Annotated in this window: 19 protein-coding genes; 9 read left to right on the top strand and 10 right to left on the bottom strand. The window is 66.2% G+C overall.

All coding sequences use genetic code 11. From position 1 onward, the window contains the following. A partial coding sequence (locus tag AQY21_RS07030; protein ID WP_238986710.1) for a hypothetical protein occupies nt 1–366 on the top strand: 366 nt, incomplete at its 5' end. Between the two features lie 11 nt (nt 367–377). Here the strand turns inward: AQY21_RS07030 and AQY21_RS07035 are convergent. Genes AQY21_RS07035 through AQY21_RS07050 form a run of 4 tightly spaced genes read right to left on the bottom strand, consistent with a single transcriptional unit; the run spans nt 378 to nt 4,793 of the window. Continuing rightward, the gene (locus AQY21_RS07035; RefSeq protein WP_058097019.1) at nt 378–1,334 is read right to left on the bottom strand and encodes a hypothetical protein; all 957 of its coding nucleotides are present in this window, start codon (nt 1,332–1,334) and stop codon (nt 378–380) included. Nucleotides 1,335–1,378: 44 nt separating this feature from the next. Then, nucleotides 1,379–2,932 (bottom strand): coniferyl aldehyde dehydrogenase, encoded by a 1,554-nt coding sequence (locus AQY21_RS07040; RefSeq protein ID WP_369807751.1) that lies wholly within the window; start codon nt 2,930–2,932, stop codon nt 1,379–1,381. Beyond that, complete coding sequence (locus AQY21_RS07045) at nt 2,833–3,525, bottom strand: type 1 glutamine amidotransferase domain-containing protein (protein WP_058097021.1); 693 nt, start codon at nt 3,523–3,525, stop codon at nt 2,833–2,835. Before AQY21_RS07045 ends, AQY21_RS07040 begins: the two co-directional genes overlap by 100 nt. Continuing rightward, nucleotides 3,522–4,793, bottom strand: a complete 1,272-nt coding sequence (locus AQY21_RS07050; protein WP_058097022.1) for an NADH:flavin oxidoreductase/NADH oxidase family protein — start codon at nt 4,791–4,793, stop codon at nt 3,522–3,524. The genes AQY21_RS07045 and AQY21_RS07050 overlap by 4 nt, the downstream gene beginning before the upstream one ends. A 73-nt stretch (nt 4,794–4,866) precedes the next feature. On the opposite strand from AQY21_RS07050, the gene AQY21_RS07055 reads away from it, so the two are divergent. The 4 genes from AQY21_RS07055 (at nt 4,867) to AQY21_RS07070 (ending at nt 7,995) form a co-directional block, all read left to right on the top strand. Next, nucleotides 4,867–5,238: a MerR family transcriptional regulator gene (locus AQY21_RS07055; protein WP_058097023.1), complete on the top strand. Its 372-nt coding sequence runs from the start codon at nt 4,867–4,869 to the stop codon at nt 5,236–5,238. A gap of 466 nt (nt 5,239–5,704) precedes the next feature. Beyond that, nucleotides 5,705–6,064: a MerR family transcriptional regulator gene (locus AQY21_RS07060; protein ID WP_058097024.1), complete on the top strand. Its 360-nt coding sequence runs from the start codon at nt 5,705–5,707 to the stop codon at nt 6,062–6,064. A 164-nt stretch (nt 6,065–6,228) separates the two neighbouring features. Next, nucleotides 6,229–7,134 carry an acetoacetate decarboxylase family protein gene (locus tag AQY21_RS07065; RefSeq protein WP_058097025.1) on the top strand — a complete coding sequence of 302 codons (906 nt, stop codon included), beginning with the start codon at nt 6,229–6,231 and terminating at the stop codon, nt 7,132–7,134. Between the two features lie 24 nt (nt 7,135–7,158). Continuing rightward, entirely contained in the window at nt 7,159–7,995 is an 837-nt protein-coding gene (locus tag AQY21_RS07070; protein WP_058097026.1) for an alpha/beta fold hydrolase, read from the top strand. A 252-nt stretch (nt 7,996–8,247) separates the two neighbouring features. On the opposite strand, the gene AQY21_RS07075 is transcribed toward AQY21_RS07070, so the two are convergent. From AQY21_RS07075 to AQY21_RS07100, 6 genes are all read right to left on the bottom strand, one after another. After that, nucleotides 8,248–9,288 (bottom strand): 3-hydroxyacyl-CoA dehydrogenase family protein, encoded by a 1,041-nt coding sequence (locus AQY21_RS07075; RefSeq protein WP_058097027.1) that lies wholly within the window; start codon nt 9,286–9,288, stop codon nt 8,248–8,250. Further along, complete coding sequence (bktB, locus tag AQY21_RS07080; protein ID WP_058097028.1) at nt 9,285–10,472, bottom strand: beta-ketothiolase BktB; 1,188 nt, start codon at nt 10,470–10,472, stop codon at nt 9,285–9,287. The genes AQY21_RS07075 and bktB overlap by 4 nt, the downstream gene beginning before the upstream one ends. 119 nt (nt 10,473–10,591) lie before the next feature. Beyond that, complete coding sequence (locus AQY21_RS07085; RefSeq protein ID WP_065169904.1) at nt 10,592–11,362, bottom strand: FadR/GntR family transcriptional regulator; 771 nt, start codon at nt 11,360–11,362, stop codon at nt 10,592–10,594. Nucleotides 11,363–11,401: 39 nt separating this feature from the next. Continuing rightward, entirely contained in the window at nt 11,402–12,415 is a 1,014-nt protein-coding gene (locus AQY21_RS07090) for a phosphotransferase (RefSeq protein WP_058097030.1), read from the bottom strand. Further along, the gene (locus tag AQY21_RS07095; protein WP_058097031.1) at nt 12,408–13,625 is read right to left on the bottom strand and encodes an acyl-CoA dehydrogenase family protein; all 1,218 of its coding nucleotides are present in this window, start codon (nt 13,623–13,625) and stop codon (nt 12,408–12,410) included. The genes AQY21_RS07090 and AQY21_RS07095 overlap by 8 nt, the downstream gene beginning before the upstream one ends. A 10-nt stretch (nt 13,626–13,635) precedes the next feature. After that, nucleotides 13,636–14,370, bottom strand: coding sequence for an SDR family NAD(P)-dependent oxidoreductase (locus AQY21_RS07100; RefSeq protein WP_058097032.1), 735 nt, complete (start codon nt 14,368–14,370; stop codon nt 13,636–13,638). 126 nt (nt 14,371–14,496) lie between these two features. Between AQY21_RS07100 and AQY21_RS07105 the strand changes: the two genes are divergently transcribed. The 4 genes from AQY21_RS07105 to AQY21_RS07120 form a co-directional block, all read left to right on the top strand. Continuing rightward, entirely contained in the window at nt 14,497–15,192 is a 696-nt protein-coding gene (locus tag AQY21_RS07105) for a CoA transferase subunit A (protein WP_058097033.1), read from the top strand. A gap of 9 nt (nt 15,193–15,201) precedes the next feature. Next, nucleotides 15,202–15,831, top strand: coding sequence for a 3-oxoacid CoA-transferase subunit B (locus AQY21_RS07110; RefSeq protein ID WP_058097034.1), 630 nt, complete (start codon nt 15,202–15,204; stop codon nt 15,829–15,831). Nucleotides 15,832–15,893: 62 nt separating this feature from the next. After that, a complete protein-coding gene (locus AQY21_RS07115) occupies nt 15,894–17,096 on the top strand; it encodes an ABC transporter substrate-binding protein (protein ID WP_058097035.1) in 1,203 nt (400 codons plus the stop codon). Between the two features lie 60 nt (nt 17,097–17,156). Further along, nucleotides 17,157–17,854, top strand: a 698-nt coding sequence (locus tag AQY21_RS07120; protein WP_058097036.1) for an ABC transporter ATP-binding protein, incomplete at its 3' end; no start/stop codon positions are given.

Raw genomic sequence — 17,854 nt, forward strand, 5'->3', positions numbered from 1 at the left:
CAATCGGCTCGACGATCTGTTGCCCTGGAACTGGTCGCCGCTGCCCTCCGCCCTGCACGAGGCCGCCTGATGGCAACCGTCACCCACGTCTGCACCCTCGACTACATCGCAAAGATGCTGGGCGAAGACCCCGAGCTTCTCAAAGCCATCGTCTACAACGACGACAACCTGACCTATGGCTCGATCATCAGCGTCTATACCGGCCCGGATGACACCGTCACCGCCCTGACCGATGACGGTATCGATGAACTGAAAGACATGCTCAGGGACGCGCGCATCACCACCGAAACCTGGCACGCGTTCCTCGACGACTTTGTCGATGACGCGGAACTCGTCGCCCGCATCAAAACCCAATCGCCGCGGTAACAATCGGTCGGTTACAGCGGACCCTCGCCCAAGGTAAGCTCGACATCCCCGCCCGCGCGGCTGCTGGCCCGTTCCACCGCCCGCACGTCCGAGAAGCCATGCGTCACCCGTCCCTGCGCGTCCAGGTTCACGAAGTTCATCCGCGAGACCGTCGGGGCGGCGCCGGCCGTGTCCAGCTTCTTGCCGGTCATCGAGAAATCGACATCGCCCGCCTCATCGTAATAGGTGAAGGCCACCGTCTCGCCCTCGGCGCTGTAGGCGATCGGGATCTTCCATTTCGGCAGGTTGTAGCCGACGACGCCCCGCACGCGCGCAAGCTCGGTGTCGACCGGCAGTTTGAGGACATAGCCCCAGAGGCTCTGGTCGTTCAGCTGGCCCATCAGCGAGATCAGGCCCCAGTTGCCCTGATCGGGCCGGGTGGTGACGACCGAGATCGACAGCTCGTTGTAGCTGTCATTGTCGCAATAGTGGTAGGCGTAGGAGGTGATCGCGACCAGCCCCTTGCCGGGCGCGAAGGAGATCGGCTGGACGACCGCCCTCACCTCGGGCGGGATCAGGCGCTCGATGCTGGCCATGTCGGCGGTGTAGATCGCGGTGATGCTGCTGTTGTCGTAGTAGAAGTTCGGAGACCAGGTGGTGAAGCCCACCTCTTTTTTCTCCTTGGCGATGCCCTCGAACCAGTTCAGATCCAGCGCCGGACGTTCGGCCTGCACGACCGTCAGCGGCGGGTTGGAGCGGTAGCGGTCGAAGAGCCCGCCTTCCAGCACCGGCACGACATGGCCCGCCAGATCGACGGTGGCGGTGTTTGCGGCGTCGCGATCCGCGATGGGCTGGGCGGATCCGGCGGCAAGCGTGGTCAGCCTGGCGTTCTCAAGGGCAAGGTTGGGCCCGAAGAGCGCGGCAGCGCCGCCAAGCGCCACGACGGCGGCGGCCGGCCAGAGCCAGCGTCTGCGGTTGGTTTTGGGCATGATGATCTCCTTGGATGGGTTTGTTGCTTGAGGCGCAAAAAAGGTCAGAGGATGCGAGAGAGGGTTTCCCGGAACCGGTGCCAACGCTCTGACAGCAGGGCGTTGAGGAGCCGGTCGGACCCTGGGCCGAAGGGCGCGCGCAGCAGGTTCGCCCCGTTCCAGCGGCTCTGGGCGTAGATGCCCTTGGCGTGGCTCATGGCGCGGAAGCCTTCGATCCCGTGATAGGCGCCGATGCCGCTGGCGCCGATGCCGCCGAAGGGCAGGTCGTCCTGCGCGTAATGCATCAGGGTGGTGTTCAGCCCGACATTGCCAGAGGTGGTACGGTCCAGGAGCCGCCGCCGGTCGGCACCCTCCGCGCCGAAGTGATAAAGCGCCAGCGGGCGCGGGCGCGCGTTCACGAAGGCGATGACCTCGTCGATGCTGCGATAGGATACGACCGGCAGGATCGGGCCGAAGATTTCCTGCTGCATGACCTCCATCGCGTCAGTGGCATCGAAGACCAGGGCCGGGGCGAGGGTCTGCGGCCGGGCCTCGGACACAGGCGCGCCAAGGCGGACGACTTCGGCCCCCTTGGCGGCGGCATCGCTCAAAAGGCCCTCGAGCCGGTCGAAATGCCGGGCGGTGATGATGGCGCTGTAGTCGGCACCGGAAGGGCCGGCCGGATACATATGCGCCACCGCGCGTTCAAAGCCGCTGCGGAACACGGCCAGATCATCCTCGTGGACCAGCGCATAATCGGGGGCGATGCAGGTCTGGCCCGCATTAGCCAGCTTGCCGAAGGCGATATTGGCGACATTCGCCTCGGTGGCAGCACCGGGGGCCACGATCACCGGGGATTTGCCGCCAAGCTCCAGCGTAACCGGGACCAGATTGTCCGCCGCCGCACGCATCACCGCCTTGCCCACCGGCGTGCTGCCGGTGAACAGGATGTGATCGAAAGGCAGCGCCGTGAAGGCCCTGCCGGTCTCGGCATCGCCCTGCACGACTGCGACCTTCTCGGCCGGGAAGATCTCTGCCAGCAGGTCGGTCAGGAGTTTGCTGGTCTGTGGCGTGAACTCGGACGGTTTGATCATCGCGCGATTGCCGGCGGCCAGCGCCGTCGCCAATGGCATCATCGCCAGCGACAGCGGGTAATTCCACGGCGAGATGATGCCGACGACGCCCAGAGGCTGGTATTCGATGCGGGCGCGGCCAAGGCGGAAGGCCCAGTCCACATGGCGCCGCTCGGGCCGCATGAAGCGGCGCAGGTTGCGCGACAGGTAAGCGATGCCCTGCAAGGTCGGCAGGATCTCCATCATCGCCGTCTCATGACGCGAGCGGTGGCCGAAATCGGCGTTGATCGCGGCCTCGATCTGCGGTCGGCGCGCGGCGATGGCGCGGCGCAGGGTGTCGAGATCGGCACGGCGCTGCGCCAGATCGGGCGCGCCGTCATGCAGGAAGGCCGCGCGCTGGCGGGCGAGGATGTCGGCAAGATCGGTCATGGTCGTTCTCCGGCAGGTCAGGCGTTCTGGGAGAGCTGCTTTGCGACCGCCTTCGCCGTCGCTTTGGCCGAACCGGGGTTCTGCCCGGTGATCAGCCGCCCGTCGCTGACGGTGCAGGAAACGAAGGGCAGCAGCGCCTTGGTGTAACGCGCGCCGCGCGCCGTCATCTCGGCCTCGGCGTTGTAGGGCATATGCCGCGCGACGCCGGCCAGCACCTCCTCGCGCCAGGAAAACCCGGTCAGGCGGCGGCCCTCGACCAGAAGCCTCCCGTCCGAGAGGCGGGTGTTCAGAAGCCCGCAATAGCCGTGGCAGACGGAACTGACGATCTTTCCCGCCTCCCAGATCTCGCGTGTCAGGTGTTGCAGGCCGGGGCTGTCGGGGAAGTCCCACATCACCGCATGGCCGCCGGTGAAATAGATCGCGTCGAAATCGGCCGGGTCGATCTGGTCGGGGCTTGCGGTCTGCCCCAGCAGCGCCATCTTGGCCGGATCGTTCAGCCAAGACTTCGCGCTGGCGTCCAGCAGCGGCCATTTCAGAGCCCGCGGTTCCAGCGGCGAGCGCCCTCCCGCGGGGCTGACGAGCCGCTGATCCCAGCCCCGCGCCGCAAAGACATCCCAGGCGTGTGTCAGTTCCGATAGCCAAAGCCCGGTCGGGTGGTCGGGGTCGGCGTAATGGGCAACGTTGCTGACGACATGCAGGATGCGTTTCATGTCCGGCCCTCCAGCCAGCGGCGATAGCGCGTGTTCAGCCGGCGGGTGCGCAACTGGTCGCGCAGCAGGACAAGGGGGGCCCACGCGCGGAAGGTTGGGCGCTGGCCCCGTCCCATGCGCTGCATCTGCAGCTTGGTCAGCGCCATCGTGGCCATGCTGGCAAGGCTGCTTTTCCATTCGACGCGCGGAACGTCGATCACCGCCTCGGCCCGCTTCCAGCGGTCGGGCAGGTCCGGCGCATAGGCCAGCGCCTGCGCGATCCCGACCATGGCGACGCCGGGGCGGCCATCCTCGGGGGCGAGCGCATCCTCGGCCACCGCGCGGCTGCGGATCCCGCCGGTGACCATGACCGGCATCGCCGCCACCGCCACGATGTCGCGGGCGAAGTCGAGGAAATAAGCCTCGCGCCGCGCGGTGCTGGCACGTTTCGGGGCGTCCTTGGCACGGCCGTGCATGGCGGGGCTCTCGTAGCTGCCACCCGAGATCTCGACCAGATCGACGGCCTCGGCATTCAGGAGCCGCACCACCGCCGCCGCATCTTCGGCGTCGAAGCCGCCCTTCTGGAAATCGGCCGAGTTCAGCTTGACTCCGACACCAAAGCCTGCGCCCACCCGCGCCCGCGTGGCACGGACGATCCCGATCAGGATGCGCGCGCGGTTTTCCAGCGAACCGCCCCATTGGTCCTGACGCCGGTTGGTCAGCGGCGACAGGAACTGGCTCAGCAGGTAGCCATGCGCCGCGTGAATCTCCACCCCGTCGAAGCCGGCCTTCTCGGCCAGCGCGGCCGTGGTGGCGAACTGGCCGATGGTGCGGAGGATCTCGGCCTCGGTCATGGCGCGGGGTTTGGTGAACAGGCTGGAATAGCGCTCCATCTCGACCGGCACCGCCGAGGGCGCGATCGCCTCGGAGTTGGTCCTGGCAAACACCTGCCGGCCGGGATGGTTGATCTGCATCCAGATCCGCGCGCCTTGCGCCTTTGCGGCGCGCGCCCAGTCCTGGAACGGCGCCAGCGGCTGGCGGTCGTCCAGAACCACCCCACCCGGCCCGGTGACCGCATCTGCCGCGACCATGACGTTGCCGGTCAGGATCAGCCCGGTGCCGCCCGCGCCCCATTGCCGGTAGAGGCCCAGCAGCGCCTTGCCCGGCAGATGCCGGTCGTCGGCCATGTTTTCCTCCATCGAGGCCTTGGCGATGCGGTTCGGGATGACTTGGCCGCCGGGCAGGGTCAGAGGCTGAAAAAGCGGCGTGTGTTGGGTATTGTCGAACATCTCTGCGATCCTTGTTTTCGGCTCGCAACCCATATAACCTTTGAACCTAGGTTTAAGGTCAAGGGGACCGGCAATGAAAATCGGCGACATCGCCCGAGCGGCCGGCGTGAGCACCTCGCGCATCCGTTTCTACGAGCGCGAGGGCATCATTCCAGCGGCCGAGCGGGGTGCGAACAGCTATCGCGACTACCCGCCCGACCTGGTGGCCCGGCTGCGCTTCATCGAGCAGGCGCAGGATCTCGGCTTCACGCTAAAGGAAATCGCCAGCGTCGAGATCCATGACGGCCCGCACATCGTCTCCTGCACCGACGCGCTGGCCATGCTCGCGGAAAAGCACAAGACCATAACCGCCCTCATCGCCGAGGCCCGAAGCCGCAAGCAAAGGATCGAGGCCATGATGGCCCAGCTGGAGGCAAGCCGGCAGGCCGAGCCGGCCGCCGGCTGACCACCGATTTTGGCGGACCGGGCCAGCAGGTTCCTGTTGACCGTAACGGCCCCGGTCGTCAGCATAAGGTGTTGAGGCTGACGACTTTCGTAAGCATCTTGGCCAGCCAGTACACGCAGCATGCTGCTCAGAGCACATTGCCCCGTACGGCTGCCTCCGTTGGCGCCCCGCGTCGACCGTTCACGGAGCAACTGACACGTCCCGCATCGCTACCAGGGCAAGTATTCTGCCGCATAACTGATTGAGCGGCTGCTTTCGGGAGGGCTGCCCCGCAGCATCGGCTGAGGCCGACCGACCGCAACGGGCCGAGCAATCATAGGGACTTCGATGTCACCCCTCACGCTCCCTTGGGCGCTTCCTCCGACACGCCCAGCCCTTAGCTGCCGGCCGCATGCGACAAGATCCTTTGCATCGTGACGCAAGGCGATATAGGGTTTGAACTTAGGTTCAAGGTCAAGGGGCGAGCATGAAGATCGGCGAGATTGCCAAGGCGGCCGGCGTGACCACCTCGCGCATCCGGTTTTACGAGCGACGCGGTATTATCGCGCCGGCCGTCCGCGGCGAGAACGGCTATCGCGATTATCCCGAGGAGCTGATCGCCATCCTGCGCTTCATCGAGCAGGCCCAGTCCCTGGGCTTTTCGCTGAAGGAAATCGCCGGCGTCGAGATCGCCGAGGGCGAGCATCCGATCTCCTGCGACGAGGCGATCCAGCTTCTGTCCAAGAAGCTGACCGCCGTCGATGCGATCATCGCCGAGGCCAAGGCGCGCGAGAGGCGCATCAAGGCGCTGATCGGCGAATTGCAGGAGCGAAAGGCGCAAGGATAAGCGTCGGAACCGCGCGCCTGCCCGCCGGGTTGAGCCCGCGAACTTGCCCCGGACCATTCCCGCTTGACCTTGAACCTAGGTTCAAGGGCTACAGTCATTCCGGCAAACGGGAATCAGGCGCCTGTCGGACGACGGGCCGGCTTGGAGTGACGGAAGGACGAGAGATGACACAAGAGACGGTCGAGGTCGAATTTGCCGGCCACAAGGTCGCGGTGCCGAAAGGCGGCTATTACGACCGCTTCCGCTCGAATCCCGACCTGGATGAAGTTGCCCGCGATCCGGCGGCGGGAAATATCGACTTCTTCCGCCGCATTCCCAAGGTGCAGTTGCAGACTCGCTTCGGCCCGGCCTGGAGTCCGAATTTCTACTATCGCGTAAGCACTGTGCAGTTGCTGTTTCTGGCACCGCTGACGAAACTCGCCGCGCTGCTGCCACCGCCGCTGGAGCCGCTGCATGCGCTGCCGCGGCACGGGTTGGTGGCGCTGACGTATTTTTCCTACCACGTCTGCGACAACGACCCCTATAACGAGGTCTCGATCGCGGTGATCCTGCGCCGCCCCGGCTCGCGCCAACCTGGACCGCTGGAACTGCTGCACTCCATCCGCCGCCGCACCTTTCATGCCCATGTCCTGGCGCTGCCTGTCGATACCGAGATCGCGCGCCTGCGCGGCGTGATGGGCTATCAGCTGCCGAAATGGCTGGCGAAGATCGAGCTGAACCTCGACGGCGCGGTCTCGGCCAGCATCCTCTCGCCCGATGGGAGCACCGACCTTGCCGTCCGCGCGCCGCTGCCCCGGTTGCGGCAGGTGCCGTCGCAATCGCAGATCGGCACCAATATCTCGGTCGGGCTGCTGGACGGCGCCTGGCACCAGACGCTGGTGCAGTCGAACCCGACCGAACTGGCCGAGGTGAGCATGCCGAAGGGTGTCACCGTCACCCGCGGCGGCGGCACCATGAGCCGCTTGCTCGACGGTCTGGGCGCGAGCCGGATCATCCGGCTGGACGTGGTCCGCGACACCCAGATGGCGCTGCACCTGCCGCGCCCGATTACCGTCCCCGACCGGGGCTGAACCTTAAACACAGGAGGAACGACCATGAGCTTCGTCACCACCAAGGACGGCGTCGAGATCTATTACAAGGACTGGGGTCCACGGGACGCCCAGCCGATCCACTTCCACCACGGCTGGCCGCTCAGCGCCGACGACTGGGACAACCAGATGCTGTTCTTCCTGGCCCAGGGTTATCGCGTCGTCGCCCATGACCGGCGCGGGCACGGCCGCTCGGCCCAGGTCGGCGAGGGTCATGACATGGACCATTACGCCGCCGACGCCTCGGCCGTGGCCGAGCATCTGGACCTGAGGAACGCCATCCATATCGGCCACTCCACCGGCGGCGGCCAAGTCGCGCGCTATGTCGCGCAATATGGCCAGCCGCAGGGCCGCGTGGCCAAGGCGGTGCTGGTCAGCGCGGTGCCGCCGCTGATGGTCAGGACGCCCGACAATCCCGAAGGCACGCCGATCGAGGTCTTCGATGATTTCCGCGCACAGCTTGCCGCCAACCGCGCGCAATTCTTCCTCGACGTGCCGTCGGGGCCGTTCTACGGCTATAATCGCGACGGTGCGGAGGTCTCGCAGGGCGTGATCGAGAACTGGTGGCGCCAGGGCATGATGGGCAGCGCCAAGGCGCATTACGAGGGCATCAAGGCGTTTTCGGAAACCGACCAGACCGAGGATCTGAAGGCGATCACCGTGCCCACGCTGGTGATGCAGGGTGATGACGACCAGGTCGTGCCCTACAAGGCCGCGGCGATCATGCAGGACAAGCTTTTGCAGAACAGCCAGCTGATCATCTATCCCGGCTTCTCGCACGGGATGCTGACGGTGAATGCCGATGTGGTCAACGCCGACATTCTGAAGTTCATCAGATCCTGATACTTTGCGCGCCGGGCCGGATCCGGCGCGCTACCGCCAGACGAAAAAGACGATGCTAGATGCCGCTATGACCGCGCTGCACGAACGCCAGAATCGAGCTTTACTGAGCTAGGGGGCGCCCGACAGCAGCGCGCGTCTGGCGCGGCGGCTGCACGCGCCATTAGGCCGGTTCGCCAATCTCGATGCCCGCCTGATTTTGCGTTAAATGGTGCGGGGGAAGGCCGCTGTGCCCTCCCCCTTTTTACAGCAGTTTCACGACGCTTCGCCCATGGCCGCGAGCCGCCGCCTGTCATCGGGCGAAAGTTCCCCGAGCAGAGTTATCGGGGTGCGCCCGAAGCGCAGCGCCTCGCGCGCGCCCCGGTCCAGATCCTCAGGCGCGACCGAACCCTCGGCCAGAACCTCAGCTGCCGGGCGGCACAGCGCCAGGGTCAAGCGCCGGGCCACTTCCCGCCGCACGTCATCGGACAAGGCGGGCGGATCCTCGTTGATCACCCAATCCGCACTATCGCCTCCGGTCCGCAGCAGCCCTTGCGCGGGGCAATAGAACGGACCCAGCCGTTCCAGCCCCTGCATCGCGAGCAGCATGATTACCGGCTTGGTCAGGTTCATCACCCGGAACGGGCCCGCGGGCACACCGAAGCTGTCAACCGCCACGGCATCGATCTGACCCGGCGTGGCGATGCCTTCGTCCATCAGCCGCACCGCTTCGTTGCAATAGGGGCAGAAAAAACGATTCAGCGCAAAGCCCGGACTGTCCTTGCAAGGCAAGGGCGACTTGCCCGTCCGCGCAAGGAAGTCCAACGCAAGCTGGCGCGACGATGCGCGGGTTCCGGCGGTCGAGATCACCTCGACCGTGGGGCAGATCTCGGCCGGGCTGAAATAATGCAGACCGAGCAGACGCCCCGGATCATCCAGTACCCTAGCGATATCCGCGACCAGCAAACAAGATGTGTTGGTCGCGATCACGGCCTCCGGCCGCAGCAGCCCCTGCACCCGAGCCAACAGGTCGTGCTTGACGGCAAGATCCTCGAATACCGCCTCGATCAGCAGGTCGCTGTCCGCAACCGTGCCAGGATCGGTGGAAACAGTCAGGCAGGCGCGAGCAGCCTCGGCCCGGGCGGCCTCCAGGCGGCCCTTTTCAACCTCGCGCGCGAGATGCCGCTCGACCCGCTCGCACAGCCGGTCCAGCGCCACCTCGGTACTGTCAACGACTACGGTCGCGATACCGACCTTGAGGCTGGTGATAGCAATGCCACCGCCCATTGTGCCGGCGCCGATGATGGAAAGCCTCATGCCGCGCCCCCCAGGGCCTCGACGATCAGGGCGATGCCCTGGCCGCCGCCGATGCACATGGTGGCAAGACCGTAGCGGCCACCGGTCCGGTTCAGTTCGTAGATCAGCTTGGTCAGGATGATCGCGCCCGAGGCGCCGATGGGATGGCCAAGCGCCACGGCGCCGCCATTCGGATTGACCCGCGCCGGGTCGAAGCCAAGCGCATCGCTGACGGCGCAGGCCTGCGCGGCAAAGGCCTCGTTGCTTTCGATCACGTCGAGATCCTGCACGCCCAGCCCGGCGCGCTCCAGCGCCTGGCGCGAGGCCGGGATCGGACCCAGCCCCATCACATCGGGCGCGACCCCGCCTAACCCATAGGCGACGATCCGGGCCAGCGGGCGAACCTCGGCCGCGCCGGCTGCCGCCTCGCTCATCAGAACCAGCGCCGCCGCGCCGTCGTTGAGCCCGCTGGCATTGCCCGCCGTCACGCTGCCCTCCTTGCTGAAGGCGGGGCGCAATTTGGCAAGGTCATCCGCCGTCACGCCGGGGCGGACATGCTCGTCGCGGTCGAAGACCACTTCCTTGCGGCCCTGCCGGACCGTGACCGGCAGGATCTGGTCGCGGAAATGCCCGGCCTCGATGGCGGCGGCAGCGCGGCGATGCGATTCCAGCGCAAAGGCGTCCTGCGCGGCGCGGTCGATGCCGCAACGTGCCGCGACATTCTCGGCGGTTGCGCCCATGTGGATCCCACCGAAGGGGTCGGTCAGCGCGCCGACCATCATGTCCACGGCGCGGACATCGCCCATCTTCTGGCCGGCGCGGACAGACAGCAGGTGGCCAGCGCGGCTCATGCTTTCGGCGCCACCGGCCAAGGCCACCGCGGCATTGCCCAGCATGATCTGCTCGGCCGCCGTCACCACCGCCTGCAAGCCCGAGCCGCAAAGCCGGTTCAGGGTCAGCGCCGGCGCGGTTTCCGGCACGCCCGCACGCATGGCCGCGACGCGGCCGAGATACATGTCCTCGGGCGCGGTATGGATCACGTTGCCGAAAATGGTCTGCTGCACGGCCTCCGGCGCAAGGCGCGCGCGGGAAATCGCCTCGGCCGCGACAAGCGCGCCCAGTTCGCAGGGCGGGATCGCGGCCAGCGCGCGCCCGAAATCGCCGATTGCGGTGCGCACGGCACTGGCGATCACGACATTGGTCATGGTTCATCCTTTCCAGACATGGCCGGTCCTGCCACGAGCGGGCATGGCGCGGCGAATGGCTTCGCCGCCGCGGCGGCAAAGGGTTCAGCTTGGATCGAGGATGCGGCCCGGCCCGGCGCTCAGCCGAAATGGTCCTGCGTGCGCGGGTCGATGGGGATCGGGGCGCGCAGGTCATAGCCCGCGACCTCGTATCCGCGCCGGAAATCCTCGATGTGGCGGGCCATCCAGCGCCGGGCTTCGGCGCTGTCGCCCTTTTCGATCTCGGCCAGGATGGCGCGATGCGCCTCCAGCAGCCGGTGACGGGCCTGCGGCACCGTCTCGTAAAGGTCGATCGTGGCCGAAAACAACAGCACTCGGATCGGCTCGCTGACCAGCGACAGCGCCGCATTCGACGACGCCTGCGCGACAAGCCGGTGGAACTCGATATCGTTCGAGGTCACCTTCTCGTCGTCGTCCAGATGCTCGGCCAGCCGGGCCACGTTCTCGCGCAGCGCCTCCAGAAGCTCTGGCTCGATCCGCTCCGCCGCAACCGCGGCGGCGAAGGGCTCGACCTGCAACTGCAACTCCCACAAATCAAGGAAGCTGACATTCATCAGCCCCAGCGCGCGGGTGTTGACCCAGGCGATCTTGCTCGCCTGCGGCACCCGCACGATCAGGCGCTTGGCCCCGCCGCGTTCGATCAGGTCGGCGTTTTCCAGCGCCCGGATCCCCTCGCGCACGGTAGAGCGGTTGACGCCAAGTTGGGCGGCCAGCTCGGTCTCGGTCGGCAGCGTGTCTCCGGTCTTCAGGCGGCCGGACATGATCGCCTCTTCGATCGCCTTGGCGACCCGCTTGTAGGTCGGGTCGGTATCGACCTGGATCAGGGCGGCTTCCGAGCGTGAACGGGCCATCTGCGGCATCTCCGGCTGTCATGCGGTTCTGGGCGTGTGTCAGCCGTCATAGCACGGCTTTCCCAGAACCTGCCATGCACGCAGTGCAAAGCGATGCGCAAGAGGCCCATAGCGCGCCGCATCGGGGGCCGAGGCCGTGCCGGCCGCCGCCCGGTCGGCGATTCCGACGAAGATCACCGCGAAACGGAACAGCGCGAAGGCCAGGTGGAACGGCGTCGGCTCGGGCACCGCCGGCAGGAAGGATCGGTAATGCGCGACGAATTCCGCCTCGGTCGGGATGCCTTCGGTCTCGGCACCCAGGATGCCGCCATATTCCTGTGGGTCGGTGTGCCAGGGCATGCAGCAGAAGCCCAGATCGGCCAGCGGATGACCCAGCGTCGAAAGTTCCCAGTCGAGGACGGCTACGACACGCGGCTCGGTCGGGTGGAACAGCATGTTGCCCAGCCGGAAATCGCCATGCGCCAGCGAGACGAGGCCGTCATCGGGCGGAATCATCCCTTCCAGCGTTTCGGCCAGCGCCAGCAGCGCCCGGCCTTTGTTGGGGGAATCGCGCAATTGCCCGCCCCAGCGGCGCATCTGCCGGGCGAAGTAATTGCCGGGGCGGCCGAAATCGCCCAGGCCCACGGCATCGGGGCGAACGGCATGCATCCGCGCCAGCGTCTCGGCCATGGAAAGATACATCGCCCGGCGCTCCTCGGGGGTCCGGTCCGGCAGGGTGCAATCGGAAAACACCCGGCCCTCGACGAACTCCATGAGGTAGAAGGGCGTGCCCAGCACATCCGGGTCGCCATGGAACAGCACCACTGGCGGCACTGGCACGTCGGTCTTTCCCAGCGCCGCCATGACCCGATATTCGCGGTCGATGGCATGGGCACCGCGCAGGATCTCTCCGTTCGGCTGCTTGCGCAGCACCATCCTGCGGCCGCCCCATTCGACCACATAGGTCGGATTGGATTGCCCGCCCGAGATACGGTCGAGCACCAGCCGGCCGGGGCCGAAGCGATCAGCAAGGAAGCCCTCCAGCCGGGTAATGTCGAAATCGGCATCAAGCATTGGCGGCCTCCGCCACGTCCCAGCGCCAGAAATCGCGGCCTTCGCCGGCCAGGGCGCGGTTCAGGATCATCCGGTGCACCTCGTCCGCGCCATCGACCAGACGTGCCTGCCGGGCATAGCGATAGATCCATTCGGCCACGGTATCCTTGGAATAGCCGCGCGCGCCGTTGATCTGGATCGCCGTGTCCGCCGCGCGATGCAGCAGGTTCGCGACATGCACCTTGGCCATCGAGACCTCTTTCTGCGCGAAACCGCCCCGGTCCAGCTCCCACGCCGCCTTCATCACCAGAAGCCGCCCGACCTCGATATCGGCGCAAAGCGTGCCCAGCATGATCTGCACACTTTCACGGTCGGCCAGACGGATGCCGAAACCCTCGCGGCGTTCCGCATATTCGGTCGCGATCTCGACGCAGCGCTTCGCCAGCCCCAGCCAGCGCATGCAATGGGTCAGCCGCGCGACGCCCAGCCGGGTCTGCACGACCTTGAGCCCGCGCCCCTCGCCCAGCACCACGTTGCGCGACGGGATGCGCAGCCCGTCGAAGACCAGCTCGCAATGGCCGCCATGTTCCTCGGGGCCCATGATCGGGATGCGGCGGGTGATCTGCCAGCCGGGATCGTCGCGGTGGAACAGGAAGCAGGTATGGCCGCGCCGGGCATCGTCCGAGGTGCGGGCCAGCAGCAGGAAATGCTCGGCCTCGCCCGCGCCGGTGATGAACCACTTGCGGCCGTGGACGACGTAATCATCGCCATCGCGCATGGCGCGCGTCTGCATCATGCCGGGGTCCGATCCGCCGCCCGGCGCCGGCTCGGTCATGGCGAAGGCCGAGCGGACCTTGCCCTCGACGATGGGGCGCAGCCACCAGTCCTGCTGCTCGGGCGTGCCAAGCGCGGCCATCACCATCATGTTGCCGTCGTCCGGCGCCGCCGAGTTGAAGACGACCGGGCCGAAGATCGAGCGGTTCATCTCTTCGTAGCAGACCGCCATGCCGACCCGGCCGATGCCCCTGCCGCCAAGCGCTTCGGGCAATTGCAGGCACCACAGCCCCTTGTCGCGCGCCTTGGCCCGCAGCCGTCGCAGGGGCTCGACGGCGATATTCTCATGCGCATCGTAACTCGCCGGATCGCTTTCCAGCGGCAGGATTTCGTCCGCGACGAAGGCGGCGATGTCGCGGCGCAGGGCCTCGATTTCGGGGGAAATGGAAAAATCCATGCTCATCTCCTTAAAGGCTTGAAACCAGATGGCCGCCATCGACGGCAAGGATCGCGCCCGTGACATAGGTCGCGTTGTCGGAGCATAGCAGCCGCAGCGGTTCGTCCAGATCGGCAAGCCGGCCCAGCCGGCGCTGCGGGATGCGCCGGATCAGCGCCTGCCCGGCCTCGGTGGCGAAGAAAGCGCTGTTCAACGGCGTCTCGATATAGCCGGGGCACAGCGCGTTGACGCGGATGCCGTGGCGCGCCCATTCCAGCGCCAGCGCGCGGGTCAACTGCACCACCGCCGCCTTGGATGCGGCATAGGCCGCGACATTGCCGGCGACCCGCAGCCCCAGGATCGAGGCCACGTTGACGATGGCCCCGCCCGTTCCCTGCATCCGCCGCGCCGCCGCCTGGGCGGACAGGAACACGCCTTTCAGGTTGGTGTCGATGACGCGGTCGAAGTTATCGGCTGTGGTCTGCAGCGCCGGCTCGTTGTTGCTGATGCCGGCATTGTTCACCAGCACGTCGATGCGCCCCTCGATGCCGTCGAAACCCGCCGCGACCGAATCGGCATCGGTGACATCCACCACGGCATATTCGGCCTGACCACCCGCAGCGCGGATCTCCGCCGCGATCCGCTCCAGCCTGTCGCCGCTGCGCGCAACCATCACCACGCGATGGCCTTCGGCGGCCAGCCTGCGGGCGAAATGCTCGCCCAGGCCGCTGGAGGCCCCCGTTACCACGAAACAGCGCTGCGTCATTCCTTCCTCCTCGCCCTACCTGCAACAGAACGCTTGACGGTTGTTGTATTGTCGGACAATGTAATTGTCATCACGACAAGTCAAGCGGTTTGCAGAGGAGCGCCGCAGACAAGCGGAGGAGGGAGAATGGGAAAGGTTTTCGACACGCCGGACCAAGCACTTGCCGGGATCTTGCGGGATGGGATGCTGATCGCGGCCGGGGGATTCGGCCTCTGCGGCATTCCCGAATTGCTGATCGAGGCGATTCGCAAATCCGGCATCCGCAATCTGACATTCGCCTCAAACAATTGCGGCGTGGACGATTTCGGGCTGGGTCTGCTGCTGGAGACGCGCCAGATCCACAAGATGATCTCGTCCTATGTCGGCGAGAACGGCGAGTTCATGCGCCAATATCTCGCCGGCGAGCTGGAGGTCGAGTTCAACCCGCAGGGCACGCTGGCCGAGCGCATGCGCGCCGGCGGCGCCGGAATCCCCGGGTTCTATACGAAAACCGGCGTCGGCACGGTGATCGCCGAGGGCAAGGAGCACAAGGACTTCGGCGGCCAGACCTATATCCTGGAACAGGCCATTGTCGCCGACCTGTCGATCGTGAAGGCGTGGAGGGCCGATCCGACCGGCAACCTGATCTTCCGCAAGACGGCGCGCAACTTCAACCCGCCGGCGGCGAAATGCGGCCGCATCTGCATCGCCGAGGTCGAAGAGATCGTGCCGGCGGGCAGTCTGGACCCCGACCACATCCACCTGCCCGGCATCTACGTGCATCGGATCATCCAGGGGCCGCACGAAAAACGCATCGAACAACGCATATTGCGCGCAGCGTAAGGGACAGACATGGCCTGGGATCGCGATCAGATGGCGCGCCGCGCCGCCGCCGAGTTGCAAGACGGCATGTATGTCAACCTTGGCATCGGCATTCCCACGCGGGTGTCGAACTTCATCCCCGAGGGGGTGACCATCACCTTCCATTCCGAAAACGGCATGCTGGGCGCCGGTCCCTATCCGACCGAGAACGAAGTCGATGCCGACCTGATCAACGCCGGCAAACAGACTGTCACCGCCCTGCCGCACGCCGCCTTCTTCGACAGCGCCGAGAGCTTTGCCATGATCCGGGGCGGCAAGATCGCCGCCGCCATCCTGGGCGCGATGCAGGTGTCGGAAACCGGCGATCTCGCCAACTGGATGGTGCCCGGCAAGCTGGTCAAGGGCATGGGCGGCGCGATGGACCTTGTCGCCGGGGTCGGGCGCGTGGTCGTGGTCATGGACCACGCCAGCAAGGACGGCGAAAGCAAGCTCTTACGCCGATGCACCTTGCCGCTGACGGGCAAGGGCGTGGTGGACCGCGTCATCACCAATCTGGGCGTGTTCGACGTCGTGCCGGGCGGGTTGCGCCTGATCGAACTGGCCGATGGCGTGACTGGGGACGAGATCCGCGCCGCCACCGAAGCCACCATCGTGAACTGAGCAATTTTCCGCGGCGACCGATGGAAAAACGGTCGTGCGGAACGATAATGGGGAGGAATACCATGAGAAAACTGCTGTCGCTCTTTGCGGCGACGACTGCGCTGTCGGCTCCGGCACTGGCCCAGGAGATCTCGGACGGCATCGTCAGGATCGGCATCTTGAACGACCAGTCGGGCGTCTATGCCGACACCACCGGCCGCACCTCGGTCGAGGCGGCCCGCGTCGCGGTCGAGGAGTTCGGCGGCACGGTTCTGGGCAAACCGGTCGAGATCGTTTTCGCCGATCACCAGAACAAGACCGATATCGCCTCGAATATCGCCCGGCAATGGTATGACACCGAACAGGTCGATGCGATCATGGACCTGAACAATTCGGCGGTCGCCCTTGCCGTCCAGGGCCTGTCGAATGACATGAAGAAGATCACCATCACCACGGGCTCGGCCACGACCGATCTGACCGGCAAGGCTTGCACGTCCTATGGCTTCCATTGGGTCTACGACACCAACATGCTGTCTAACGTGACGGGCGGCGCGTTGGTCAAGGAGGGCGGCGACAGCTGGTATTTCCTGACTGCCGACTACGCCTTCGGCCACAATCTGGAAGCCAGCGGCCGCACCGTGGTCGAGGCGGCGGGCGGCCAGGTTCTGGGCTCGGTTCGCCATCCTCTGTCCACGCCCGACTTCTCGTCCTTTCTGCTGCAGGCGCAAAGCTCGGGCGCCAAGGTGATCGGCCTGGCCAGTGCCGGTCTCGACGCGCAAAGCGCCATCAAGCAGGCAGCGGAATTCGGCATCACCCAGAGCGGGCAGAGGCTTGCGGCCCTTCTGGTCACCCTGTCCGAAGTGCGCGGCTTGGGCGCTGAAGCGGCACAGGGACTGTATCTGGCGGAATCCTATTACTGGGATCGCGACGACACCTCGCGAGAACTGGGCGAACGGATCAAGGCCAAGGCCGGGGTCTATCCCAACATGATCCATGCCGGCACCTATTCGGCCGTGCTGCAATATCTCAAGGCCATCGAAGCAGCGGGCACCGACGATGCCGATGCGGTCGCGGCCAAGCTGCACGAATTGCCGGTCAATGACTCCTTTGCATCGAATGGCGCGGTCTGGCCGAATGGGCGCATGGTCTCGGATGTCTATCTGCTCGAGGTCAAGGCGCCGAGCGACATGAAGGGCGATTCCGATTTCTACAACGTGCTGGCCACGGTTCCGGGCGATCAGGCCTATCTGGACCCGGCCAAGAGCGGCTGCCCGCTGGTGAAGTGAACGCCGCCCGCCGGGTCACGCCAGCGGCCCGGCGGGTTCTTCAGAACAGCGGAGAACATGATGAAAACAGACAGTCACGCATTGCACCGACAGGGTGAAACCGTCCTGTCCGCCCGCGGCCTCGGCAAGGATTTCGCGGGTTTCACGGCGGTGAACGATGTCGACCTGGACGTGGAGCACGCGCGCATCCATGCGCTGATCGGGCCGAACGGCGCCGGCAAGACCACGGTGTTCAACCTCTTGACCAAGTTCCTGCAGCCGACGCGGGGCCGGATCACGCTTCTGGGCCAGGACATCACCCAGACCAAGCCCGACAAGGTGGCGCGGATGGGGCTGGTGCGCAGCTTCCAGATCTCGGCCGTCTTCCCGCATCTGACGGTGCGCGAGAACGTCAAGGTYGCCTTGCAGCGGCCGGCGGGGCTGGCGACGCAGTTCTGGCTGCCCTTGTCCGCGCTCGACCGGCTGGACGCGCGCGCCGACCAGCTGATCGAGCAGCTGGGCCTGGCGCGCTGGCGCGACCACCGCGCCGCCGACCTGTCCTATGGCCGCAAGCGCGTGCTGGAGATCGCCACCACGCTGGCGCTCGACCCCGAGGTGCTGCTGCTCGACGAGCCGATGGCGGGCATGGGCCAGGAGGACGTGGCCATGGTCGCTGACATCATCCGCGACGTCGCCACCGAGCGCGCGGTGCTGATGGTCGAGCACAACCTGAGCGTCGTGGCGAATATCTGCCACCACGTCACCGTGCTGCAACGCGG

Source organism: Paracoccus sp. MKU1 (assembly GCF_001447385.1).
GTDB lineage: Bacteria > Pseudomonadota > Alphaproteobacteria > Rhodobacterales > Rhodobacteraceae > Paracoccus.

Coding starts and splice junctions, on each gene's coding strand:
- AQY21_RS07035 (WP_058097019.1), bottom strand. CDS start 1,334: ATGCCCAAAACCAACCGCAGACGCTGGCTCTGGCCGGCCGCCGCCGTC.
- AQY21_RS07045 (WP_058097021.1), bottom strand. CDS start 3,525: ATGAAACGCATCCTGCATGTCGTCAGCAACGTTGCCCATTACGCCGAC.
- AQY21_RS07050 (WP_058097022.1), bottom strand. CDS start 4,793: ATGTTCGACAATACCCAACACACGCCGCTTTTTCAGCCTCTGACCCTG.
- AQY21_RS07055 (WP_058097023.1), top strand. CDS start 4,867: ATGAAAATCGGCGACATCGCCCGAGCGGCCGGCGTGAGCACCTCGCGC.
- AQY21_RS07060 (WP_058097024.1), top strand. CDS start 5,705: ATGAAGATCGGCGAGATTGCCAAGGCGGCCGGCGTGACCACCTCGCGC.
- AQY21_RS07065 (WP_058097025.1), top strand. CDS start 6,229: ATGACACAAGAGACGGTCGAGGTCGAATTTGCCGGCCACAAGGTCGCG.
- AQY21_RS07070 (WP_058097026.1), top strand. CDS start 7,159: ATGAGCTTCGTCACCACCAAGGACGGCGTCGAGATCTATTACAAGGAC.
- AQY21_RS07075 (WP_058097027.1), bottom strand. CDS start 9,288: ATGAGGCTTTCCATCATCGGCGCCGGCACAATGGGCGGTGGCATTGCT.
- bktB (WP_058097028.1), bottom strand. CDS start 10,472: ATGACCAATGTCGTGATCGCCAGTGCCGTGCGCACCGCAATCGGCGAT.
- AQY21_RS07085 (WP_065169904.1), bottom strand. CDS start 11,362: ATGGCCCGTTCACGCTCGGAAGCCGCCCTGATCCAGGTCGATACCGAC.
- AQY21_RS07090 (WP_058097030.1), bottom strand. CDS start 12,415: ATGCTTGATGCCGATTTCGACATTACCCGGCTGGAGGGCTTCCTTGCT.
- AQY21_RS07095 (WP_058097031.1), bottom strand. CDS start 13,625: ATGGATTTTTCCATTTCCCCCGAAATCGAGGCCCTGCGCCGCGACATC.
- AQY21_RS07100 (WP_058097032.1), bottom strand. CDS start 14,370: ATGACGCAGCGCTGTTTCGTGGTAACGGGGGCCTCCAGCGGCCTGGGC.
- AQY21_RS07105 (WP_058097033.1), top strand. CDS start 14,497: ATGGGAAAGGTTTTCGACACGCCGGACCAAGCACTTGCCGGGATCTTG.
- AQY21_RS07110 (WP_058097034.1), top strand. CDS start 15,202: ATGGCCTGGGATCGCGATCAGATGGCGCGCCGCGCCGCCGCCGAGTTG.
- AQY21_RS07115 (WP_058097035.1), top strand. CDS start 15,894: ATGAGAAAACTGCTGTCGCTCTTTGCGGCGACGACTGCGCTGTCGGCT.